Annotated in this window: 10 protein-coding genes; 4 read left to right on the top strand and 6 right to left on the bottom strand. The window is 44.5% G+C overall.

The features are described from left to right. Positions 1-177 precede the first annotated feature (177 nt). From Q4592_RS16355 to Q4592_RS16330, 6 genes are all read right to left on the bottom strand, one after another. A complete protein-coding gene (locus tag Q4592_RS16355) occupies positions 178-762 on the bottom strand; it encodes a Swt1 family HEPN domain-containing protein (RefSeq protein WP_303515088.1) in 585 nt (194 codons plus the stop codon). A 3-nt stretch (positions 763-765) separates the two neighbouring features. Then, positions 766-1,413 carry a DUF5343 domain-containing protein gene (locus Q4592_RS16350; RefSeq protein WP_303515086.1) on the bottom strand — a complete coding sequence of 216 codons (648 nt, stop codon included), beginning with the start codon at positions 1,411-1,413 and terminating at the stop codon, positions 766-768. 454 nt (positions 1,414-1,867) lie between these two features. After that, positions 1,868-3,364 carry a sodium/proline symporter PutP gene (gene putP, locus Q4592_RS16345; protein ID WP_303515083.1) on the bottom strand — a complete coding sequence of 499 codons (1,497 nt, stop codon included), beginning with the start codon at positions 3,362-3,364 and terminating at the stop codon, positions 1,868-1,870. Positions 3,365-3,413: 49 nt separating this feature from the next. Next, a complete protein-coding gene (locus tag Q4592_RS16340) occupies positions 3,414-4,118 on the bottom strand; it encodes a hypothetical protein (RefSeq protein ID WP_303515080.1) in 705 nt (234 codons plus the stop codon). 1 nt (position 4,119) lies between these two features. Next, positions 4,120-7,272 carry a bifunctional proline dehydrogenase/L-glutamate gamma-semialdehyde dehydrogenase PutA gene (putA, locus tag Q4592_RS16335; protein WP_303515078.1) on the bottom strand — a complete coding sequence of 1,051 codons (3,153 nt, stop codon included), beginning with the start codon at positions 7,270-7,272 and terminating at the stop codon, positions 4,120-4,122. Positions 7,273-7,515: 243 nt separating this feature from the next. After that, complete coding sequence (locus Q4592_RS16330; protein WP_303515075.1) at positions 7,516-8,298, bottom strand: AraC family transcriptional regulator; 783 nt, start codon at positions 8,296-8,298, stop codon at positions 7,516-7,518. Positions 8,299-8,545: 247 nt separating this feature from the next. Here Q4592_RS16330 and Q4592_RS16325 point away from each other — a divergent pair, with 247 nt between their 5' ends. From Q4592_RS16325 to Q4592_RS16310, 4 genes are read left to right on the top strand one after another with little or no spacing between them, the layout of a single operon-like run. Next, on the top strand, positions 8,546-10,198 hold the full coding sequence (locus Q4592_RS16325) for an ABC transporter transmembrane domain-containing protein (protein ID WP_303515073.1): 1,653 nt from the start codon (positions 8,546-8,548) through the stop codon (positions 10,196-10,198). Between the two features lies 1 nt (position 10,199). Continuing rightward, positions 10,200-12,251 (top strand): peptidase domain-containing ABC transporter, encoded by a 2,052-nt coding sequence (locus Q4592_RS16320; RefSeq protein ID WP_303515070.1) that lies wholly within the window; start codon positions 10,200-10,202, stop codon positions 12,249-12,251. 2 nt (positions 12,252-12,253) lie between these two features. Continuing rightward, on the top strand, positions 12,254-13,579 hold the full coding sequence (locus Q4592_RS16315; protein WP_303515067.1) for an HlyD family type I secretion periplasmic adaptor subunit: 1,326 nt from the start codon (positions 12,254-12,256) through the stop codon (positions 13,577-13,579). A 12-nt stretch (positions 13,580-13,591) separates the two neighbouring features. Further along, the gene (locus Q4592_RS16310) at positions 13,592-25,681 is read left to right on the top strand and encodes a VCBS domain-containing protein (protein WP_303515064.1); all 12,090 of its coding nucleotides are present in this window, start codon (positions 13,592-13,594) and stop codon (positions 25,679-25,681) included. Positions 25,682-25,778: the final 97 nt, after the last annotated feature.

Raw genomic sequence — 25,778 nt, 5'->3', positions numbered from 1 at the left:
CATTCAAGTTTTCTATGCCGGTGCCAATCGGTAGGAATAGACTTGTGCGAGTTGACAGCGGGGATCATATCAACGCCTCGTTAAGAGGCAATAAAATAGTTGGCTAAAATTAGCGGCGAAGGAGCAAAAGCCAACCGTTTTTTGTCCTTTTAAACGACTTGTTAGAAGAATTTACACCTAGCTAACCAAACGAAACCAGTCTCTAAGAGCTAACTCTAAACGCAACTCTTCATCTTCTGCTAGTGGAGAGCAGTGAGCAATTGGATTTCGTAAAGAGTTTAAAGCAGACATAACCTTTTCCATTGCCTTTAGGTCGTTAAAAACCACCCCACCAAATAAAGACCAATTGGATTTAATTATTTCTCCTAACTCACCAAATGTTGTGTAATCAATAGAATCTGCCGACCTAGGTGTTACCGCGGATTCCTTTTCTCGTTTTATACTTTTTTTAGCATTAGCTTTAACGATTTCAGGAACTTGGTTTTCCCACCATTCTTTATCCCCAGATCCTTCAAACACATCAACAATTAATTGCCTGATTGATTTTTCTAAACAATAAAATAATTCGTAATGTGCTGACATTTTCTTGGCCTCAGCTCTTAAAGCAGAATCAAATTGAGGATAATATTTATCTTCAATTTTATTCCCAACTTGATTTCGCCGACCTAAATCCAACTGGTATTTATCTTCTATAGAATCTAAATCCGCTTCTAAAAGCATATTAGTCATACCAAACGACTTAATTACCGATGATCTTCTCATTGATCACTCCTGCATTAAATGTGTTTTAAGACTTTTAAAAATAGCATTAAAGACTTCAATATCCGTAGTAGCAGGAAGGTTGAGATTAATAGTATATGACAGGTTTATACCTTCATTTTTAGGTGCAGATTGTTGGTGGGTATGTTGATAAACGGGTTGTATAACAGGAGAAGTCTTAATTTCATCTTGTTCCACTTCAGTAGTCTCTTCTGAATTATTTTCAACAATTTCAAAATCAGCCATACTGCACAATGCCTGAAAAGTTGAAACTACTTTTTTTACAGGTGTTGAGCCTGGTTCTGCTCCTGTTGCTTCTACTACAAGAGCTTTAAGTTCAGCTGCTTCCAATTCGTACACATACTCATTCATTTCAAACAGTGTTTCGTATACTTCACGAATCGCATCAGCTATTGCTGGAGCAAATTTATTTGGATTTCTAATTTGTTTATAACGTTCAGTTGGAGTTCCATCAGCTGAAACTAACCCCATTTTTTTTATGAATGGAATAATAGCTCTGCCACTTCCACCTTTCATCAATAATTTGGTTGAAACAAAATCTGGTGAAAAATTATCAGGTACAGACGCTGTTTTTATCTTATTCAGCATTGTTTCTAAAGTACCTGCTCCCTGTGCATATGGTAAATTTGCCATTCGACAACTCCTTTTTATTTATTCTTCTAACAGCATATTAAGAGGAAAGTGTCCTTGTTTAAACAAGGAAATTTTCCTCTTATCATACATTTGATAAAAGACAGATTATCACCTTTTCTAAGCCTCATCAGCCGCCTAGCTCGGAAAATAACAAAAACATCAGCAGAAAAGGATGCAAGCACTTGTGGAAAGGAGGAATGACTAGTTATGTGTATATAGTTGCAGTGTTTTTGCACAGCCAAAGAGAGAAAAATTAAGGGTAAGTAAGTTTATCTGGAGTGTTTATGAGGGCTGCTGAAACTGGTAATGGTGCATGAGTGTGTTAGAAGTCGGTACTTGAGCGTGATGATGTTGTGCTTTTATAGCGAGGTGGATTGTTTTCGCTTTGTTGTAGATAACGGGCATAAAAAAACCGCTAACCCAAAGGCTAGCGGTTGTTCATTGGCTTGAGAATTTAGTCTAAGCTAATCAACTGTTTCTCGTATTCTTCGTGTGTTTTTTGCACTGAGGCTTCAGCGCCTCCAGTGGCTTTGCTCACGGCAATAATTGCAATACTGGCTAACATAAAGCCTGGAACAATTTCATAAATATCGAAAATGCCACCGCTAAGTTGCTTCCAAACCACCACTGTTACGCCACCTAATACTACACCGGCTAATGCGCCATTGCGGTTCATGTCTTTCCAGAACAGGCTTAACAATAAGGCGGGACCAAAGGCTGCACCAAACCCAGCCCAAGCGTAAGACACTAAGCCTAGCACTGAGCTTTCGGGGTTCATTGCTAACACCAGCGCTACAATGGATAACGCGACTACTGCTACGCGGCCTACTTTAACAATTTCTTGTTGGCTGGCTTGCGGGCGAAATACCTGCTTGTAAAAATCTTCTGCTAGGGCAGATGATGACACTAACAGTTGTGAATCGGCAGTACTCATAATGGCTGCTAGGATAGCGGCCAACAAAATACCGGCAATCACTGGGTGGAAGATAGCGTTTACCAACAACATGAAGATGGTTTCGCCATCTTTAATGCTGCCACCCAGTTGGGCATCTACGTAGGTAATGCCCACTAAGCCAATTAGCAGTGCGCCAGCCATTGATAAGGCTGTCCACGTTACTGCGATACGGCGAGCGGTACCAATGTCTTTATTGCTGCGAGTGGCTTTAAAACGCGCCAAAATATGCGGCTGGCCAAAGTAGCCCAACCCCCATGCCACTAACGAGATAATAGCAATGGCAGATAAAGGTTCGCCTTTTACATCTGTCCATAGATTAAGTAGCTCTGGATTTTTTAGTTCTAGAGCTTGGCTTAAATCACCAAATGAACCTTCCATCGCGGCTATTGGCACTATCATTAGCGCTGCCGACATTAACAAGCCTTGCACTAAGTCTGTCCATGATACGGCTAAGAAACCACCAAAGAGGGTGTAAGACACTACACAAACAGTACCCACTATTACGGCGGTGGTGTAGTCCAAACCAAATACGGTTTCGAATAACTTGCCACCTGCTACTAAGCCCGAGCTTGTGTAGAACAAGAAGAACAGCAGGATGAAGAATGCTGAGATTGATTGCAGCAGTTTTGATTTGTCTTCAAAACGGCGTGCAAAAAACTCAGGAATGGTGAGCGCATTGTCTACCACAATGGAATAGGTGCGTAGGCGTTTGGCGCAAATCAGCCAGTTTAACCATGTTCCTATTAACAGGCCGCCGGCTAGCCAGAAGGCTTCAATGCCTGCGGCGTAGGCGTAACCCGGTAAACCTAGCAGTAACCAACCACTCATATCTGAGGCGCCAGCAGATAAGGCTGCTGGCCATGGGCCTAAAGAACGGCCACCCAAGAAGTAGTCTTCAGAGTTTGAGGTGCGTTTATAAGCGTAAATACCAATTGATAGCATAACGATGAGATAGGCTATAAATGTGGCACTGATAGCGAAGCTATTTTCAATCATTCCTTGTTCCTTTTATTGCTCAAATGAGCATTTGGGGCTTTATCGGTTATTATTCGCCGCTGCCTAGCTCTAGCAGACTAGCGTTACCACCAACGGCGGTAATATTTATGGTGCGTGTACGCTCTGTGATAAAGCGTAAACACAAGCTTGAATCGCTCAACTGGCTAAAGTTAAGAGAATCGGTTTCGTAAATCAGCTGAGCCAGTTGCCCTTCGCGCTCTGCCAATATTTGGTTAAAGCGCTGGCAAGTTGCAGGTGCAGCGGCTAAGGCTACGCCCGCTAACTGCGGCTGTTTAGCTAAAGGCTCGCAGGCTTCTGCAGCCACTTGAGTGGCTACTCTGTTTGGGCAGCCCGCTCGCAGTAATTCACTAAGCAAGCTATCTAGCTCAATATTTGTGTTAGCTGCACTACAAATAACGGTATTGCCAGCGACTAAAGCGGCGCTAATTAAACCTACTAGTGCGGCGGTATTAGCGGCTTCGTCGGCAAACACTAAAAAGCTGCCACGGCCAACACAATATAGCTGGTTGGTTTCACCAGTAGGCCCTTGCAACGTGTGGGTCTGCGCTATTGTTGCTAAGGCTTGCTGGCATTGAAAGCGGATCATAGCAACGCTTTGGCTAAACTTATTATCACGCTGGTCTAACAATGTTGCCCAACGCTGAACAATAGCGACCCGTTGCTCCACACTTTGTTGTTGCCAAGTTTCTAATACCGCTAGGCTTTGGTTCAACTGATTCATATGCATAGTCATGTTATTGCTCCTCGCCGTAACTCAATGGAGTGACTTGCGCTTTTACAAAGCGATATAAGTAGTGTGGTCCACCGGCTTTAGGGCCTGTGCCAGATAAGCCTTGGCCACCAAAGGGTTGTACCCCCACCACTGCGCCTACTTGGTCTCGGTTGATGTAGCAATTACCCACACGTGCGCGTTGTTCTATGTGTTGATAGGTGCTTTCATTACGACTATGCACCCCCAATGTTAAACCAAAACCACTTTGGTTTATTTGATCAATTACCCTATCAAGTTGATTTGCTTGATATTTAATCACATGCAAAATAGGACCAAAGTGTTCTTGGTTGAGCTGGTAAATATTTTCGATTTCAAATGCACAGGGGGCAACAAAGGTGCCTTGCTCACATTGCTTGGGTAGCTCAAGCTGGTAAATAAGCTGGGCATTTTTCTTTAGCCACGCAACATGGGTAAGTAATTTGTTTTGCGCGAGGGCATCGATGACTGGGCCAACATCGGTACTTAAGCGCTCGGGGCAAGCCACGCTAAGCTCTGCCATCGCTCCTTGAATCAATGTAATAATTCGGTCTGCAATATCTTGCTGAACATACAATACTCGCAGCGCAGAGCAGCGTTGGCCAGCAGACGCAAACGCGGAGCGAATAACATCACGTACTACTTGCTCGGGTAGGGCGGTGCTGTCGACTAACATGGCATTTTGTCCGCCAGTTTCAGCAATAAATGGCACTGGCATCGCTTCTCGCTTAGCCAGTTGGCGGTTAATTGTTTGCGCCGTGGGAGTTGAACCAGTGAAAGCTACGCCGGCAATGCGTGGGTCACTGCTTAAGCTCTCGCCTAGTTCTGCACCACTGCCAATCACTAACCCAATAACAGAAGCCGGAATGCCCGTGTCTAACAAAAGCTCAATACATCGCGTTGCGATTAACGAGGTTTGCTCGGCGGGTTTGGCAACAACAGTATTGCCCGAGACAAGCGCTGCCGAGATTTGGCCAATAAAGATAGCCAATGGGAAATTCCATGGGCTGATGCATACAAATACGCCTCGCCCCTGATACTCCACATGTTGAGTGTGACCATTAAAGCCTGTTTGCTCGCAGGCCTGGCTAAAATTGGCGACTGCTTGTTGTGGGTAGTAACGTAAAAAGTCTACTGCCTCGCGAATTTCGTCGATGCTGTCTAATACGGTTTTGCCTGCTTCGCGATGACATAAAGCCACTAGCTCAGCCATGTTTTGCTCTAGTTTGTCGGCCAAGTAAAGCAGAAAAGCAGCACGCTGTTTAACCGGTGTATCTCGCCAGCTAGCAAACGCTTGTTGGCCGGCACTAATGGCTTGTTCTGCTTGTTCACTGCTCGCCCACATTACACTGCCAACATGTTGCTGGTGATGGTAAGGTGCGGCAATTTGTTTGGCTTCGCCATACTGCTTCTCGCCATTAATTATCGATTGCGCCTGCCATGTATAGTCACCTAAAAAGGCGCTTATTTGGCGCTCAAAGGGTTGCCATTCACTTTCAATATCGGTGGCTACACCGCTGGAGTTTTGGCGTTGCTCGCCAAACAACTGTGGAGGCTTAACAATTCTAGGGTTATGCAAACAGCTACGTGAGCGTAATAAAGTCACTGGGTGAATGGTTAGATCTGCTACTGGGCATCGCGCATCGACTAAACGATGTACAAACGAACTGTTCGCGCCATTTTCTAATAAACGTCTCACTAAATATGGCAGCAGATCTTTATGGCTACCCACGGGGGCGTAGATGCGTACATCGCTAGCCAATAAGCTTTTAGCATGGTTGTACAGGGCATCTCCCATGCCGTGCAAACGTTGAAATTCAAACTCTTTATGGTTGGCCATTGCTGATATGGCGGCAATGGTTTGTGCGTTATGGCTAGCAAACTGCGGAAAAATTAAGCCCCGTAAGTGCTCGCTAAGCAGCAGGCGAGCGCAGGCTAAATAGCTAACGTCGGTGGCTTCTTTGCGGGTATACAAGGGGTAGCCATGATGACCATGTTGCTGAGCAAGCTTTAGTTCGGTATCCCAATAAGCACCTTTAACCAAGCGCATCGGAATAACATCACCCTGTTTTTTAGCCAAACCTGCAAGCCACGCTATTACTGGCAATGCTCGTTTTGAATAGGCTTGCACGACCAGCCCAAATTTACCCCAGCCGCGCATGGCGGGATCTTGATACAGCTTAGCAAAAAGCTTGAGTGATATTTCTAAGCGGTCGGCTTCTTCAGCATCGATGGTGATAGCCACTTCTTGTTCACGAGCATGCACAAGCAGGGCTAACACACTGTTAAACATTTCGTTCATTACCCGGGTTTGATTGGCAGCTTCGTAACGCGGGTGCAATGCCGATAACTTAATCGATACAGAAGGGGCAGGAGCCGAATGCGTATTACCTTGTTGGCTTTGGGCTACTTGGCTAATAGCGTGGTGGTAATCGTTAGCATATTTGCTGGCATCTTCTGCGGTAAGTGCAGATTCTCCCAACATATCAAAGGAGTAGCTAAAGCCTTGGCTGCGTGGTTCATCACCATTTTTTAGCGCTTCTTGAATGTTCCTGCCCAGCACAAATTGATGCCCCATAATTTTCATGGCTTGGTGCATGGCTTGGCGAATAACTGGCTCAGAGAACTTGTTCACTAATCGGTTGAGTATGCTACTGGGTTGGCCGTTAGCGGGCTCATCTAAACTGACTACTTTACCTGTGAGCATTAAGCCCCAGGTAGAGGCATTTACAAATAATGAGTCTGAACTCTTAAGGTGAGACTTCCAATCGGCCACACTCATTTTATCGCGAATTAGCGCGTCGGCAGTGGCTGCATCGGGTACTCGCATGAGCGCTTCGGCCAAACACATTAACAATATGCCTTCGCGCGTATCTAGGCTGTATTCAAGCAGCAGGGCGTCGATCATTTGTACGGCTTTTTTGTCGGCGCGTACTCGCTCGATTAATTGAGTGGCTAGCACAGTGCTGGTGCTTAATTCGGTTTCGCTGGGCTGGGCGATAGGCAGCAATTGCTTTAACCAAGTGGACTCATCTACCGAATACAAAGGAGAAATATGCTGCCACAGCTGATCTACGGGTTGGTCGATAAATGAAGCGTGTAGCATTTGTTGAGCATCTAGGTGCGTTGAATTCAGCATGCTATGTCCTCGTATTGCCAACCTCTGCGAGGGGACAGAGGATGTTACGGCTTTGTTATTGAGCGACTGATTGTAGAGTGCTTTTTGCCTTGGGTATTTCGAAAAACTCCGAGATTTTTTAGAAAAACTCCGCTGATTAACAAACGTTGAACTGAAGTGTTAACAAATCCAAAGACTATTGCTGGCAGCTTTTAGCATTAAGTGTAGTAACGGCAAGCAATGATTAAAAACTCAGTGAGCTAATTAATGATGTTGGCGACGATAGCGCGCGGGAGATTGACCAAAAAAAGTGCCAAATGCACTGGTAAAGCTGCTTTGGCTAGCAAAGCCGCAACTATCGGAGATTTGCTGCAGGCTTAGGGTAACATCGGCCAATAGTTGTTTGGCCAATTCGAAGCGTTTACGCAATACATATTGGTGAGGAGTAATGCCATTTTGTTGGCGGAACCGCTGGTAGAATTGGCTTTCTGCCAAGTAAACACAGCCAGCGAGCTGGGTCACGCTAATTTTTTGATGTAAGTGCTGCTGAATGTAACGGTCAACAATATCCATTTGTAAACGGGCGCCACGCTGCTGATGGTTGTTTGCTAGGGCCAGTTGATTTTGCAGTACGCAGACTAAAGTATTGGCGCAAGCCTCGCCGAGTAACAAGTCTTGTGGTTGGCTAACAATTTCGTGGCACAGGGCAGCAATTAGTACTTGAGATTGGTTGGATAGCTGAAAAAAGGCCTTGCGTTCAAATAGCTGGCAAACTTTATCTTGATAGTTTTGCAGCGGGTTTACGTGCTGTTGATGTGACGGTAGGTTTACCACCAATATCTGATTGCGACCTAAGCCGGTAAAGGCGTGGTCTGTTGCTACCGGCACTAAGCAGCCTTGCCCCGGACCCACTAAATTACCTTGGCCCTGAATGTCGAATTCAGTCTGTCCTTGCAGCCCAATCACTACTTGGTAGTAGCTGTGGCTGTGATGGTGTGACTGGCTAGGGAGGGCCAGCACTTGCGCTAAGCTAGATGATTCATTCATATCTGTCTGTTTAACAAAGTGATATTAGTTATAAATGACTACTTAGTCATTCAGGATGAAGTCTTGAGCTGTTTACTGACTAAAAGATAGTGAATTAGTTTGTTTGATGTGTCAATTATGTTAATGAATATGTGGGGTGATTTCTCGAACACTCAAATAAACGCCAACTGAAAAAGAAAAAAGCAGATTATTTGCTAGGCTTATCAATAACTCATCGCAGTGTTTATTGAGAAAGGAAGCTAGCTAAATGAGGTATGCGTTAAGCCTGTTGTTTCGAAATCGGTCAGCAATAGATGTATTGCTTTCTTCTATGTTTATTAACTTACTTTCCCTCGCTCTACCTTTTGCAATGCTGCAGATTTACGACCGCATATTACCTAACCAAGGCTATGGCACTGCAACGGTTCTTATGCTCGGAGTAGCGGTGGCTATTCTGCTCGAATTAGTATTGCGATATGTTCGAAGTTGGTTGTTAGCGTCCGCTGCTGCTAATTTTGAATTACATACGACTATTGATGCAGTAAAAGCTTTATTAGCCAGCCGCTTTGAGCCGGTCACTAAACTTGGCAGGGGCGGTATTTTCAATGGCTTAAATTCGATTGCGGGGATGCGTGATCTTTATTCTGGTCAAGCTGCGTTAGCACTTATAGATTTCCCATTTGTCATTATTTTCTTAGCTTTAGTGGCTTACATTGGAGGAGCATTAGTATTTATCCCCATTGTTGTATGGGGCTTAATTAGTCTATTAGTCGTCCTTCTTGGTAAACAACTTTCACACGCAACTCAGGAGCTTGCGCTAAGTGAAGCAGAGCGTTCTCGTTTACTCATTAATGTCCTTTCAGGTTTAACTACTACTAAGGCTTTAGCCTTAGAGAATGGTATATCTAGCGATTATCGTGAGGTGAACTTCAAGCGTTTACAACAGCAGCAACAAGTGGACTGGCTATCGGCTAAGCTGCAAGAGCTTATTCAAGGAGCCTCGCAAGGCACCACCTTGGTATTGGTGCTGCTGGGTTGCTTAATGGTACTCGATGGGCAGTTAACAACCGGTGGTTTAGCTGCTTGTTCTATATTAGCGGGGCGAGCGGTGGCACCGTTAAGCGCTATTATCAGCTTGCGCTCCAGAATGGTCACTGCTAAATCTGCAATGCATCAGGTCAGTCAGCTTACTGCACTAAAAGGAGAGAACTTTAGTGCAGAGCGTTGTTACCAGCAAAAGCTACCTTTAGGTCCTGTTACCTTTAATCAGCTAAGTGCTCAAACAGCAGTTGCTACCCTCTGCCAAGCTAACTTTAGCTTGCCTGCAGGCTGCTTAGCGGTAGTGCAATCTAATCCTCTTAGCCATGCAAGTTTGGTGTTAAGTATGCTGGCTGGGTTTCATCAGCCTAAGCAAGGAAGCATCAATATCGCTGATGTGGAACTTAGTCAACATGATGCCAATGAGTATCGACAATCCGTTATTTATCTTGCTCCCTGGCCAACCTTGTTTGCTGGGAGCTTGATTGAAAATATGACTTTGTTTCGACCGGAACTAGAGGCACAAGCCATGGTTTTAGCAGAAGAACTTGGGTTAAGTACTGCTATTGCATTATTGCCTGCAGGTTATCAAACTCGAGTGGGGGATAGCGGGAATCAAATGCTTAACAAAGGCGCGATTAAGCTAATTGCTTTGGTGCGTGCTTTAGCACAGCAACCCTCAATTCTGTTATTAGATGAACCGATGCTGTCATTAGATGTTGATGCTCAGCAACGATTGTTAGCATTACTCAATAAGCTAAAGGGCGAGATGACAGTGATAGTCGCTTCGCACTTTGATGAAATAAAAGCCTATAGCGATATTCAACTACGTATTGCTGAAGATGGTTTGGTTAGCCTGCTAAACCAAACGAAGGAGGCATAACATGGAGCATCAAAATAGTGATTTGAAACCTACCTTAATCAACTTACTGCAGCAACTAGGTTTGTACTCGCAAGCGACCAATGTTGCCGAGGATAAGCGCGTAGATTCATTAAACGTTATGGATTTTGTCGCCTTGCTTAAAAAGCATCATGTAAGCTTTTCTGTGCATCGCCATCTACCTTCTTTAGTCTCCCAAACCGCTCACCCTTTTGTAATGATATCTGAACATCAAGCACCAACATTGTTGCGTCGACACGGTGAACAATTGGAGCAGTTTGACCAGCAGTGGCAGCCTTGTGACCCGGCTATTATCGGTGATGATTCTCACTTAATTATCATTGATAAAGTACCGCAACAGGGATCTTCTGCTAAAGCTTTTGCAGAGCAAGTTAGCAAGCGAAGTAAATGGTATCGACCCGTGTTTTGGCTAAGTTTACTGTCTAGTTTGACCGGACTCGCTGTGCCCTTATTCACCATGGCTGTTTATGACCGAGTGATTGGCGGGCAAACGCCAGAAGTATTACCGAGTATTGCCTTAGGTGCGGCGTTGGCCTTAAGTATTTTGGTTGCATCACGCTTAATTAGGGCAAAAGTCATGTCTTCGGCGAGTAATCGCATGGCGAGAGACTTATCAGAGTTAACCTTTCAACGCTTGCTCAACATGCCGTTAATGGTGTTGTCTCGAGTGGGTATTTCGAGTCATGTCGCTCGTATGCGCAATGCTGAAAAAGTACGTACTGTGCTGTCTGGTCCCGCTGCGGGAGGTTTGGTAGATTTACCGTTTACCTTTATTGCCTTAGCTACCATTACCTTGCTAAGCGGCTGGTTAGTGCTAGTGCCTTTGGTAATGTTGCTGGTGTTTTATTTGTTTATGCGTTTAATGCGTCGCTACATTCAAGGCGCGTCTCCCACTGTATCTAATGAATATCAGAATGCGCTTAACGAGTTAGCAAAAAATCTCACTCAATTAAAAGCGGCGGGCCAAGTAGACGCTTGGACTACCAAATTTGCCCGATTATGCCGTGAGAATAGCCGACAAAACTTCCGCTTTGCTGTACGCAACGGCTTAATGGCAGCGGTTGCTCATGCTTTGAGTTTATCAACAGCGTTAGTGACCGTTTTTTGTGGCATTTTCTTAGTACTCAATCAGGCAATATCCGCAGGGGCACTGATTGCTTGCGTTATGCTTATCTGGCGTATTACGGGCCCCGCGCAATTAGCATTTAGCTCTAGCCAAAAGTTCACCTTGCTTAAAGGGGCTGCTGAGCAATTTGACCGATTTATGCAGGTTAAAACTGAGAATAGTGAACTTCGATTAGATGTGCCGAATATGACTCAGCCTCCCAGTTTGTCCTTTCAGCATTTAACTCTACGTTATAGCGCGGAAATGGAACCTGCATTATCAGCCGTCAATGCTGAAATTGATGCAGGTGAAATAGTTGCAGTTATTGGCCCTAATGGCTGTGGCAAAACGTCGCTGCTGTTGTCAGCACTTGGCGTGATTGAGCCTCAAGCTGGCTATGTAGCATTAAACAACAAAAACATTCGCCAGTACGATCCTGAGCTATTGCGTTCATGGGCGGCTTATTGCCCCGCTGAACCTGACTTATTTCCAGGTACTTTGGCAGAAAACCTACGAGTAGCAAATGCTGATGCCAGTGATGAGCAGCTAATTGATGCTTTATTCGCAGCTGGCGGGCGAGCTTTATTTAGCGCGTTAAATGAACAGTTAGATGCGCCAATTGCTGGTGATGATAGTGCCATGCTGTCGGCGGTAGAAGGTGGCTACATTTCTTTAGCGAGAGCACTGCTAAAAGGTTCTCAGTATCTGTTATTAGATGAGCCTTTAGCAAACCGAAATCCCAGTGCCAAACGCCAGTTTATTCAAACGCTAGAAAGCTTGCGTGGCAAAGTTACCCTTATTTTCTCTAGCCATGACCAAGAACTAATTCAATTGGCCGATAAGGTAATAATTTTAGATAAAGGCACCGCTGCATACGTTGGCCCTATTCCTTCGCAGCAACCTCAAACCAATAGTGAAACGGAGCAGTAAATATGGAACAGCGTCAATTGGCTAATCGTATTTGGCCAGAACATGAGTTTACTGATGCCATTGAAGCACCTGCAGAGCGGAAGCTTATACGCCGTATTGCTTGGTTTATCGCACTTTCAATTATGGGAATGCTGTTGTGGGCGGTGTTTACGACAGTAGAGGAAATAGCCAAGGCTAAAGGGCAGGTTGTTCCCTTGGGTCACCGGCAAGTTATTCAAAGTCAGCTAGGTGGAACCTTAGCCTCTGTGAGTGTAGAGGAAGGTGATGTGGTTAAACAGGGCGATGTACTCGCCAATTTTGTGGCCATTGATAGCCAGTCTTTAGAGGAAGAATTAGCCAGTAAACAAGCCAATTTAGAATTACGTATTGAGCGTTATAACGCCTTTGTTGAGCAGCGCCAAGCTGACTTCTTGGCGTTTCAAACTGAGTATCCTAAATTAGTGGCGCAGCATGTTTCAGCGCTCAAAAGGATGAATGCTGAATTAGCTGCTACCTCAGCCTTAACAGAATCGGAGATAGCTAAGGCTAAAGCTGAATTGACTGCTGTAGAGAATGAAGTGCCAGCACTAAGTGACCAAATATCGGCCTCTCGTAAAACCATCAACATGATGAAATCACCAGGTGGAATTCAAGTGGTGTCTAAGCTACAAGTGCTTGAAGCTCAACAAAAGCTCGACTCTTACATAAGAGAGTTAAAATCTTTAGAGGGAAAGGAGCAAGTGTTAAGTAAAAGCCTAACCAATTTAAGCAAGCAGCTAGAACAGAAAAATGCCGCTTTGTTTAATCAAGTTGGCGAAAAACGTGCCGAGGCTCAAGCTGAGCTGTTAGGCGTTGAGGCGCGCTTAAAATCTTCCGGATCACAAGTTTCTCAAACTACCGTGTTAGCCCCGGTTGATGGCATTGTTCAATCTATTCCTACTACCTCTTCAGGCAGCGTTATTGCTCCCGGAGGAACGGTTGCAGTTATTGTCCCTACCACCAAAGAAGCACTGATTGAGGCTAAATTGTCTCCTCGAGATATTGGTTTTGTGGATGTAGGTCAAAGCGCAAGAGTCAAAATAGACGCCTTTGATTACAGCCGTTATGGGGCTTTAGATGGCATTGTTCAAAGAATCTCTCCTTCTACTGATACTGATGAGAAAGGGGGCGTTTTTTACAAAGTAAAAATAAGCATTGAAGAGCCGTTTTTTAACGATGATCCAGAGCGCTTTGGTTTGATACCGGGTATGACCGGTGAAGTAGACATTGTGACTGGCGATAAAACGGTATTTCAATATTTATGGAAACCAGTATTTACCAACATCACCACTGCCTTTGGCGAACGTTAAGGGAGTTTTATTATGAAAGATGTTCATAACAAGCCTAAAGATAAAGCAGTGAAAAGTGCTTCAGATAAGCAAAGCAAACCAGATAAAAGCATCAACAAAGCTAAACGCTTAGATCAAGATGTAGAGCGTTTGAAAGCTAAAGAACTGCGAGATGTTAAGGGGGAGGGGCTTAAAAATCAGGATTTAGTGGCTGATAAGTCCCATCAGCAACTTCTAAGTGAGCAGCAAGCCATCGAAAAAGAAGGTTATGTTACTCAAGACGTAGTCGATGAACCCTTGAACCCTCAACATTCTGATGCAACTTCGAACAAGGTAAATACTGAGGATCAGCAAAGGGCTGCTGAAGTTCCTGTTGCGCAACCGTCAGCTGCCGACCAACTGGCTGGTGCAGCACTTGAACTAACTGAACCTAATAACAAGGCCGCAGTTCAAGCTGATAGAGTTGGCCAAGGCGGTGGTTTAAGTGAACAGGGTTATGGTAACTGGTACTCACCAAGTTCATTGATTAAGCATGTTACACCTCATGTAACAGCGGACCATCAAGCGACCAATTCGACTATTGTACAAGCGCACCCTAGTTTGTCTGTTCATCAAAATAGCAATTTTCCGGAGACTGGCGCCCCTGTTCTTCATGCTGAAGGCAGTCAACAACAAAGCGGTACGGTTAAAGAAGATAATGTTAGTGAAGTAAGTGGCAATTTACATGTGGCTGGAGCAGGTTCATCAGCCGCTGTTTGGTCGGTAGAGTCTGGTGCAGGTTTGTATGGTCAACTTACTGTGGATCCTAGCACGGGAGAATGGCGCTATAGGCTAGATAATTCGCTAAGCTCTACCAACGCTTTAGCTGAAGGAGAGCATCACACCGAACAGTTCGTGGTGTTGGCTAAGGATAGTTCGCAGAATCAAGTGAAAATGGTAGTGTCTGTCGAAGTTGAGGGCAGCAATGATAAACCCCAAATTTCTGGTTTACATCATGCCAATGTTACTGAGATGGCTGCACTTTCAGAAGTTGATGGCCAGTTGTTCGCGAAAGATCCTGACCATAATGAACAACTACAATGGGCAGTTAGCCACTCTCTAGGTCAATATGGCCGATTAACCATTAATCCAGATAATGGCCAGTGGCAATATCAGCTTGATAACAAACAACCAGCAACACTTGCTTTAGTAGAGGGGCAGAAGAGTGTTGAGCACTTTGTTGTGAGCGTAACCGACAGTACTGGTGAAATGGTTAAGCAAGACCTCAGTATTCAAGTTGTTGGCACGAATGAACACGCAGTTATTGGCGGAGGGTATAGCGGCGTTCTCACCGAAGATAAAGATGTTCATTCAGGGCAATTAAGCGTTGCAGGCGCACTCACCGTCACTGATGTCGATAACGGCCAAAACCAATTTCAAGCGGAATCGATTCAAGGCCAGTTTGGTACCTTTTTAATTAGTAATATCGGTCATTGGACTTACACCGCCGATAACTCACAAACGGTCATTCAAGGCTTAAAAACTGGTGACTCGATTACTGATACTGTAATGGTTCACTCGGTTGATGGCACGACTCAGAAAGTCATCGTGACCATTAACGGTACTGACGATAAAGCGGTGATTGCAGGTACTTCAACTGCCAGTCTTACTGAAGATAAAGACCTTCACTCAGGGCTATTACGTGTTGATGGTGCGCTCACCGTCACCGATGCAGATAACGGCCAAAATCAATTTCAAGCGGAATCGATTCAAGGCCAGTTTGGTACTTTGAGTATCAATAGTTTAGGCCATTGGATTTATACAGCAGATAATTCACAAACCAGTATTCAAGGCTTAAAAACTGGTGACTCGGTTACTGATACTGTAATGGTTCACTCGGTTGACGGCACATCGCAAAAAGTCACCGTGACCATTAACGGCACTGACGATAAAGCAGTTATTGCAGGCACTTCGACAGCAAACCTTAGTGAAGATAAAGACGTTTATTCAGGACAATTGCGTGTTGATGGCGCACTCACCGTCACTGATGAGGATAACGGCCAAAACCAGTTCCAAGCCGAATCAATTCAAGGCCAATTTGGTACCTTAAGTATCAATAATCTCGGCCATTGGACTTACACCGCCGATAACTCGCAACCTGGCATTCAAAGCTTAAAGACCGGTGATTCAGTTACTGATACTGTGCTGGTGCATTCGGTTGACGGCACTGAACAAAAAGTTTCTGTCACCATTAACGGCACTGACGATAAAGCGGTGATTGCAGGCACTTCAACCGCTAGTCTTACCGAAGGTAAAGACCTTCACTCGGGACAACTTCGTGTCGATGGTGTATTCACCGTCACCGATGTGGATAACGGCCAAAACCAATTCCAAGCTGAATCGATTCAAGGCCAGTTTGGTACTTTGAGTATCAATAATTTAGGCCATTGGACTTACACCGCTGATAACTCGAAAACCAGTATTCAAGGGCTGAAAACCGGTGACTCGGTCACTGATACTGTAATGGTTCACTCGGTTGACGGCACATCGAAAAAAGTTACCGTGACTATTAACGGCACTGACGACAAAGCCGTGATAGCAGGTACTTCAACTGCCAGAATTACCGAAGATAAAGACGTACACAGCGGTCTATTACGCGCGGATGGCGCGCTAACCATAACCGATGTCGATAATGGTCAAAACCAATTCCAAGCTGAATCGATTCAAGGCCAATTTGGTACCTTAAGTATCAATAATCTCGGCCATTGGACTTACACCGCCGATAACTCGCAAACCAGTATTCAAGGGCTGAAAACCGGTGACACGGTTACTGATACTGTAATGGTTCACTCGGTTGACGGCACATCGGAAAAAGTGACAGTGACCATTAACGGTACCGACGATAAGGCGATAATTGCTGGTGTAGATACCGCAAGTGTGGATGAAGGGCATGGACATTACTTTGATATGTCACCTGACTATGGCAAAAGCCAGTTAACTTCCGAAGCGCTTTATGCCGATGGGAAATTAGACATCACCGATCCAGATTCGGGTGAAAATAAGTTTGATACCCATGGCGGTGGTTATAGCTACAGTGGCCAATATGGCCGTATTAATCTGCATGAAGACGGCACTTGGCACTATATGGTTGATATCGGCCATAATGGATTTACCAGTGGCACAGCGACTACCAATGTCGGTACAACCATTGATAAATTAGGAGATGGTGACTCGTTAACGGATACCATCACTGTCTACTCAAAAGACGGTACAGCGCACGATATTGTGGTGACCATTCATGGTGATAATGATGCCCCGTATTGCTCATCTGAAGTTCAATTAAATTCAGGCAAAGAAGATATTGCTCAAACCTTAACGCTAAATCAATTACTGCAAAATACAGTAGATGTTGATACAAATGATGCGGGTCAGCTAGCTATTGCTAACCTACAAGTTGATCACGGTTCAATTGCAATAAATACCGATGGCACGTTTACCTTCACACCTGCTAAAGATTATAACGGTCCCGTCCATTTTAATTACGATGTAAAAGATGCACACGGTGGGGTAACGCATACGGGGGCAAGTCTTGATTTAGCTGCCGTTGATGATGCTGCAATAATCTCAGGCCAATCAACCGGTGATGTGGATGAAGGTTATGGTACTTTTGGAAACAGGTCTCCAGATTATGCCCAAGCTGGCATGGCGAAAATAGGGCAAGGTGCATTAACAGCCGATGGCAAGTTGGATATTGTTGACCCGGATACTGGTGAATCTCAGTTTGACCCTAAAGGCGGAGCTTGGAATAACTCCTATCACGGGCAATATGGGCATTTACTATTAAATACTGATGGCACTTGGCATTACGATGTCCCCGTAGGCAGTGTTGATTGGGTTGGTAATCGTAAAACAACAGTCGGCACTACCATAGATAAACTCGGTGAAGGGCAGACGCTCACTGATACAATCACCATTCAATCTAAAGATGGCACAACTCACGACATAGTGATTACCATTCATGGTGATAACGATAAACCTTATTGCTCATCTGAAGTTCAGCTAAATTCAGGTAAAGAAGATACTGCTCAAGTATTAACGTTAAATCAGTTATTACAAAACACAGTGGATGTTGATGCTAATGACGCAGGCAAGCTCACCATTGAAAATTTACATGCGGACCATGGTTCAATTCTCGATAACAAGGATGGCACGTTTACCTTTACCCCAGCTAAAGACTACAACGGTCAAGTTAACTTTAATTACGATGTTAAAGATGCGCATGGTGGTGTAACACATACAGGGGCAAGTCTTGATTTAGCTGCCGTTGATGATGCTGCCATCATCAGTGGCTTAGACACCGGCGATATTAACGAAAGTAGCAGACCTGACCGCTCTCCCGATCATGCACATCCAGGCATGGGGGAAATTACCAATGATCTTTTATATGTTGATGGGAAGCTCAATATTATAGACGGTGATAGCGGAGAAAATACCTTTGATAGCAAAGGCTTAGGTTATGCTTATCACGGCCAGTATGGCAATCTCATGTTACTCAAAGATGGCACTTGGCATTATAATATCGAAGTAGGTCAACAAGCTTCAGGTGTTGGCAGAGCAATTGATAAATTAGGGAAGGGAGAATCATTAACTGATACCATCACTGTCTACTCAAAAGACGGCACAGCGCATGATATTGTGATTACCATTCATGGTGATAACGATAAACCTTATTGCTCATCTGAAGTTCAGCTAAATTCAGGTAAAGAAGATACTGCTCAAGTATTAACGTTAAATCAGCTTTTACAAAATACCGTGGATGTTGATGCTAATGATGCCGGTCAACTCACCATAGAAAATTTACATGCGGACCATGGTTCAATTCTCGATAACAAGGATGGGACCTTTACCTTTACCCCTGCTAAAGATTACAACGGCGACGTACATTTTAATTATGATGTAAAAGATGCGCACGGTGGTGTAACACACACTGGCGCAAATATGACTTTAGCAAGCCAACAAGATGCGGCAACCTTTAGCGGTGTTGACACTGGAAATATCACCGAAGATAAACATGTTGGGCATAGCTCGGCGCAAACGATTGCGGTGTCTGGTTCTTTGGCGGTTACCGACCCTGACGCAGGACAAGATCATATCGACTATTCCCAGTTAGGCGAACAAGCTATTCATGACCCATTTCATGGAAGCTTACACATAACCCCACAAGGTAGTTGGGGCTACTCGGTTAAAAACAGTGCCCTTCAATACCTGCATGAAGGTGATGTTGAAAATGTTGTGTATCGCGTTTACTCCGCAGATGGGACATCTCATGATATTACAATCACAGTGACTGGGACTAATGATGCACCTGTACTAGCAGCTCAAACACAGTCCGTTATTGAAGATGGTAGTGCGCTTCAAGGGCAAATGCAGGCGACTGATGTCGACTACAATTCGCATCCGATTCTTTCTTATGAGATTGCAAACCCTGTGGATGGTTTGACCTTTAATGCCGATGGTAGTTATACCTTTGACCCAACTCATGCTTCATACCAACATCTGGGCGCTGGCCAGGAGCAAACGATTACTATTCCTGTGACGGTAAAAGATGAGGTAAATGCAACATCAACACAGAATTTAACGATTACCGTTCATGGCACTAATGATGCTCCCACAATCAGTGGAATCGATACTCACATATTAAAAGAAGATGTTGGTGTTAATCCTCAGAGCCATAATCTGACTGCGACGGGCAAATTAGATATTGCTGATATAGATGCAGGTGAAAGTAGTTTTGTAGGCCATGGGTTTAACAAAACCGCCCTACAAGGTCATTACGGTCATTTACAAATTAGTCCCGATGGTAGCTGGGGTTATTTTGCTGATAACTCGCAAACCGCTATCCAAACGTTAGGTAACAATGAGTATTTAACTGACACGCTGCAAGTCACTTCTATAGATGGTACAACTCACGATATCGTCATCACCATAAATGGCACCAATGATGCGCCAACAATTACCCCTGTAGCAACGCAAACCGTAACAGAGGATGGCAGTAAAACCATTACCTTCCATGCAACGGATGTGGATACCACAGATACACTAACACCAAGTGTTTCTGCAACACATGGTACTGCTGCATTGAATGCCCAAGGTCAAGTCGTCTTTACACCTGATGCTAATTACAATGGTCCCGCTACGGTTGTACTTTCGGTTACTGATGGTCAAACAAGCACCAGTCAAACCATTACTGTTGATGTTACATCTGCAAACGATGCCCCTGTTATCAATACAATTGCACCTATCAGCGCAACCGAAGATGGCTCAGTAGTCACAGGTCAAATCGCTTCAACCGATACCGATACGGGTGATACAGCTTCGTTTAAAACCACATTTACAAAGGGTGGTTTTACATTAACTACCGATGGTAGTTACAAGCTCGATCCGACCGATGCGAGTTTTCAGCATCTTAAAGCGGGCGAGATAGAAACCTTAACTATTCCTGTTACTGTGACTGATTCAGCGGGGGCAACGGATACCAAAGATTTAGTCATTACGATAACAGGTACCAACGATATACCTATAATCACTGGCGTAGATACAGGCAGTATTACAGAAGATATCAATGTTCAAGGTATGCAGCATGTATTGGCATTTGATGGACAGTTACAAATAACCGATCCTGATACAGGAGAGTCAAAGTTTGACCCTAACGTGGTTAAAGATGCAGCAGGCACACATGTTGGTTACAGCTCAAGCTTAGGGGGTAGTTTACTCATTGACCCTGATACTGGTGATTATAGCTACCGTATTGATAATGCAAATCCGAAGATTCAAGAATTAAAAGCCGGAGAAACCATTATCGACCATATAACTGTAAGTTCAGTTGATGGCACTTCACATGAAATTTCCATAACGATACATGGTACTAATGATGCGGCAGTAATTTCAGGAACTGACTCTGGGGCTGTTACTGAGGATTTAAATTCAGCCCACTCTGTTGCGGGCACCCTTTCTATTACTGATGCTGACACCGATGAAGCGCATTTCTCTAACACAGATATACCAGGTTCTTTCGGCACACTGCACTTAATAAAATCTGGAGCTTGGGTATACGATTTAGACAATAACAACCCAGCGGTGCAAGCTTTGGGGAAAGGCACAACTGCAACTGATATTATCACTGTCACTTCGGTAGATGGTACAACACATCAAGTGACGATTACCGTTAACGGGACTAATGACAGCGCGCTTATTTCAGGTGTTGATACTGGTACTCTCACTGAAGATATAACAACCTCAAATAATAATTTGATAACCAGTGGGCATTTGACTGTTTCTGACAGTGATACTGATGAGGCAATTTTTCAAGTTAGTGGGACGGGGAATGGTGCGCAGGGAATCCGTGAAAGGGGGAGCTTAGTCGTTAGTGATACTGGCTTAGGCAGTTACCGAATGCATGCTAATGGTGAGTGGGATTACACCGCGAATAACCATAATCCAAAAATTCAAAGCTTGGCTGCCAATGAAGTGTTACAAGATACACTCACCATTCACAGTGCAGATGGCACTGCACATACAATCACTATCAATATCCACGGCACTAACGATGTACCAACACTTTCTGTCACGCAGACTACGCCAACAACAGGTACGCTGACTGAAACAGATATCGATTTAACAGACACGCATTCTTTCTCTGTAGTACACCCTACTGGGCAATTTGGCGTTCTATCGGTTGATCCAAACTCTGGCGCTTATGTTTATACGCCAAACGCTTCTGTTTCAGGCATGAGCTATAACTCTGCCACTCACACCTACCATGGCGCAGATGTGTTTGAAGTTAAAGTTGTAGACAATCATGGCGGCGAGTCATCAAGGTTTGTTACTTTTGATACTAATGGACAGGTTACATCGACTAATGGACAGCCGCCTAGTATCTCTACAACCGTTCCACAAAACCCAATCGTGACTACGGCACAGCCAACTCTCCCAGCAGGCACTAATACGCCACCAAGTAATACGGTTACCGTCGATTTAGCGGCATCAACAGATACTGGAACATCTGATACTGATAACCTGACGAATAACAATACGCCAACCATAACCGGTCAAACTGATATTCCCTATTCGCAAGTCACGATTTACGATGGTTCCATCCCAATCGGACATGCAGTGTCTGACGCATCTGGTCAATACAATGCCGTAGTAAGCAACTTAGCCGATGGCGATCATAATCTATCGGCTAAAGCGCTCGCACCTTCATCAGTACTACCGGCAACATCTTCACTGCTTTCTGTTCATGTTGATACCACGATTGCCCCGCTGACAATCGAGTTAACTCATGACACAGGAAGCAGTACTTCTGACTTGATTAGTAGTGATGGCGCATTAACAATTAGCGGACAAGAAGCAGGCGCAGCCGTAGAGTATTCAACAGACAACGGACAAACATGGACGTCGAGCTTTACGCCACAACCAGGCTCAAACACCGTTAGCGTGAGACAGACGGATATTGCGGGGAATATATCAACTTCGACATCATTAAGATTCACTCTTGATGACCAAATTGCAGCCCCTTCTATTGATTTGAAATCCTCTACCGACTCAGGTATTTCCGCTACAGATAATCTCACTAATATCCATACACCAATCATTACCGGCAGCGCAGAAGCAAACTCTATCATTACCATTACCGATGAAACAGGCAAAGTGATTGCGACAGGTACAGCTAATAACAATGGTATTTATCAGCTCACCACATCCGATATTACTGAGGGAAAACATACCCTAACAGTAGAAGCCACTGATATAGCTGGCAACCATCAAAGCAATGCTCTGGCACTTGAAGTTGATTACACTGCGCCAAATATCTCTAAAGTAAACTTAAAAACAGAAACCACCCATCAACCAACATTCAGTGGCACGGTTAGTGTAGACACAGCCCATGTCGATATTGTCATTAAACAGGGTAATACGGTAATAGAGACCTTGCATGCTAGCCTTGATGGCAAAGGAAGCTACAGTGTTGATGCCAATAATTTACCCGATGGACATTACACCGCTTATATTCATGCAACAGATAAGGCAGGTAACCAAACTCCTTCCGGCTATAATGGCGAATATGATAATTTTTCTGTGGATACACACGCCAAAGCGCCAACCATTACCTTTGAAAGCACTGGCAGCGATAATAGCTACAATGCAGCTGAAGTTGCGGTAGGTGCAGCCAATACCATAACTGCCAGTATTCATCTTCCCGATGATGTCTATGCAGCAGATACATTAATAATCAATGGCGTGTCCCATGTGATTAGCAACACTGATTATGTTGCTGGGCTAGTGAATGTTGAGGTTTCGCCGGGCTCAACTCTCAGCGCGAGTATTATTGATTCAGAGGGCAATCAATCCACACTCATCAGCCAAATTGCTCCCGTAGCTGACTTGAGCGCTGCCCCTTTAACCCTGTCTTTAACCCATGACACAGGAAGCAGCACTGCCGACTTGATCACTAACGACGGTACATTAACGATTAACGGCCAAGAAGCAGGCGCAGCCGTTGAATATTCGTCTGACGGTGGACACACATGGACATCAAGTTTCACGCCGCAACCCGGTGCGAATAATGTTAGCGTGAGACAAACTGATAGCGCTGGTAATATTTCTCCGACAAGCTCATTGAGTTTCACATTAGACAATCAAGTTACCGCACCAAGTGTGAGTTTACGCAGCGATACCAGCGGCGAGCTTCATCCAACGGCTGACCTTGTAACCCAAGATGCTCGCTTGTCAATTCAGGCTGAAGCGGGCGCGCAAGTTGAGTATTCTAATGACGGTGGTCATAGCTGGAGTAGTATGTTCAACCCAGTAGAAGGCGTAAATAACCTACTGGTTAGGCAAACAGATATCGCTGGCAACCAATCGGCAACGACCCATTTCAGCTTCACTTTAGACACGACTCCAGGCACCGTTTCGGTAAACCCAATTTCAACAGACAATGCGCTTAATGCCGTTGAAAACAATCAAGCATTAGTCATTACAGGAACCACCTCCAATATTGCAGCAGGAGATCGCGTATACCTCAATTTCGGCAACAATCATTTTCGTGAAGCGAGTGTGCATAGTGATGGGACTTGGAGCTTAACGGTCAGTGCTAGCGATCATCAAAGGTACTTTAGTGCCGATGGAAGCTACCCCATTAAAATTGGTACTGTCGATCTTGCAGGAAACGCGACCCCTGAGATATCAACTCACTTAATCGTGGATACTCAAAATCCTATCCCGCATATTAGTGTCGACAGCGTGACTCGCGACAATATAATTAATCTTGCAGAGTCAGGACAGAACATTGATATCACAGGGCATGTCAGCGGTGACTTTAATGTAGGAGATGTTGTCAGTCTCAGTGTTAATGGCGCAACGATAAGCGCCTTAACAGGTGTCGTCGATAGCCAAGGCAATTACAGTATTTCTGTTCCAGCTCAAACGCTTATAAAAGCGAATATTCATAGTATTTATGCCTCTGGCCAGCAACCCGTTCATTCAATTGAAGCCACTGTTATCACCACAGATCAAGCCGGCAATATTGGTAGTGCCACAACCGGTACCCAAGCATTCTCAATCGATAAGGTCGCATCCGCCAATATTCAACTTGATCCTGTCACCGCAGATAATGTGATTAATGCAGCTGAATCTAATCACAATGTCAGTATTACAGGCCATGTGAGTGGCGATGTGCAGCAAGGAGAAATTGTCAATATTCTTGTAGGGCAGCAGACACATACAGGCATTGTTGATCAACACGGGCAATTTAGTATTGATGTCGCCGGCTCAGAGTTAACAGCACAAACGGTGATAACAGCAACGGTGGACACAACCGATAATGCAGGTAACCTCGCTCATGCGAGCCAAACCTTAAGTTACGCTGTCGATACCCAAGTCGATATGCCCACCATTACCTTCGAGAGCCCAGGTAGTGATAATGCCTATAGCAAGGCAGAAATAGCACAGGGACATGCAGGCACTATAACCGCAACGGTACATGCCGCAGCGGATGCAAAAATTGGCGAGCATATCAATATCAATGGTGTTGACCATATAATTGATGCCAATAGTTTAAGCCATGGTATTTCGTTGGAGGTCGCACCAAGCACTATCGTTAAAGCCATCATGACTGATGAACATGGCAACGTAAGCTCTAACTTAAACATCGCAGCAGGTGCCAAACCTGAGCCAATTGTCGTTAAAGCGCCATCTGGCAGTCATCAAATCAGTGCATCTTTAGGCATACCAACGTTAATACCGACACAAACTCCAGTCCCTGTTGCTGAACAAGGCTGGAAAATTTTAGTCAACGGACACTACGAAACAACCTATAACAGCCAATGGGGAACCCTGTCGATACACCCTAAAACAGGCGAACTCAGTTACCATGAGCATGCCAACACTTACACTGGACCGCACGGTTCAGCGCAAAGTGTAGGCATACACGAAGACAGATTTGAAGTTGCGCTGCAAGGTTCTCATCATGATGACGTCATTATGCATGTTCAAGTGAGTATTTTAAGTCATGGGCCAGGGCATAGCGGGAAGTTAACCCTAGGCTCAGAAGTACTCGATATGACGGTTACCCCAGTAGTTGGCCACCATGCTCAACCTTCGGCTGCTGCAAATGCCAGCGATGCTCCCTTAGACGATGATGTTGTGGATGTTGACCTAGTTTTAGCACCAAGCGATGAGTTCGTAAGTGGTGAGCAGGTTGAGCAGCTGGATCACCATCACGAGTCTAAAGATGAAATGGCTGCTTCAGAGTTAGTTATTACTGTCCAGCATGTTGCTTCACCAGTAGAACACTATTTTCAAATGGTGGGTATGAATAGAGATGAGCTGTCTTTAGAGCCTGTAAGCAATCAGCAAGCTGAGTCTTTGCCTGAATTGAACCTAGATAATCCCTTAGCTGATGATGCCTCACTTGCTGCTCAATCGACAGATCCTTTTGATAATCCCTTGGCTGCTGATGAACACCATCACCAACTACTTGATGATAGTGATGAGTCAAATCATATGAACGATGATAACGCTAATGTAGATAACCATGATGATGAGTTATTACATTCGGCGCTCAATAATATGCACAATCAATGGTAAGTATGGAGAGTGTTTTGTTAGCTAAAGATATTATCTATATATTGCAGTAATATACGGCTATTAGTTAATTTTCAGCAAATTAAACTAAATAGACCTG

The organism is Agarivorans sp. 1_MG-2023 (assembly GCF_030548385.1).
Taxonomy (GTDB): domain Bacteria; phylum Pseudomonadota; class Gammaproteobacteria; order Enterobacterales; family Celerinatantimonadaceae; genus Agarivorans.
Note: the sequence above shows the minus strand (reverse complement) of the source record. Positions and strands in the feature narration are given on the sequence as shown.

Excerpts from the sequence above, each read along its gene's own strand:
- Q4592_RS16355 (WP_303515088.1), bottom strand. The coding sequence starts at position 762 with ATGAGAAGATCATCGGTAATTAAGTCGTTTGGTATGACTAATATGCTT.
- Q4592_RS16350 (WP_303515086.1), bottom strand. The coding sequence starts at position 1,413 with ATGGCAAATTTACCATATGCACAGGGAGCAGGTACTTTAGAAACAATG.
- putP (WP_303515083.1), bottom strand. The coding sequence starts at position 3,364 with ATGATTGAAAATAGCTTCGCTATCAGTGCCACATTTATAGCCTATCTC.
- Q4592_RS16340 (WP_303515080.1), bottom strand. The coding sequence starts at position 4,118 with ATGACTATGCATATGAATCAGTTGAACCAAAGCCTAGCGGTATTAGAA.
- putA (WP_303515078.1), bottom strand. The coding sequence starts at position 7,272 with ATGCTGAATTCAACGCACCTAGATGCTCAACAAATGCTACACGCTTCA.
- Q4592_RS16330 (WP_303515075.1), bottom strand. The coding sequence starts at position 8,298 with ATGAATGAATCATCTAGCTTAGCGCAAGTGCTGGCCCTCCCTAGCCAG.
- Q4592_RS16325 (WP_303515073.1), top strand. The coding sequence starts at position 8,546 with ATGAGGTATGCGTTAAGCCTGTTGTTTCGAAATCGGTCAGCAATAGAT.
- Q4592_RS16320 (WP_303515070.1), top strand. The coding sequence starts at position 10,200 with ATGGAGCATCAAAATAGTGATTTGAAACCTACCTTAATCAACTTACTG.
- Q4592_RS16315 (WP_303515067.1), top strand. The coding sequence starts at position 12,254 with ATGGAACAGCGTCAATTGGCTAATCGTATTTGGCCAGAACATGAGTTT.
- Q4592_RS16310 (WP_303515064.1), top strand. The coding sequence starts at position 13,592 with ATGAAAGATGTTCATAACAAGCCTAAAGATAAAGCAGTGAAAAGTGCT.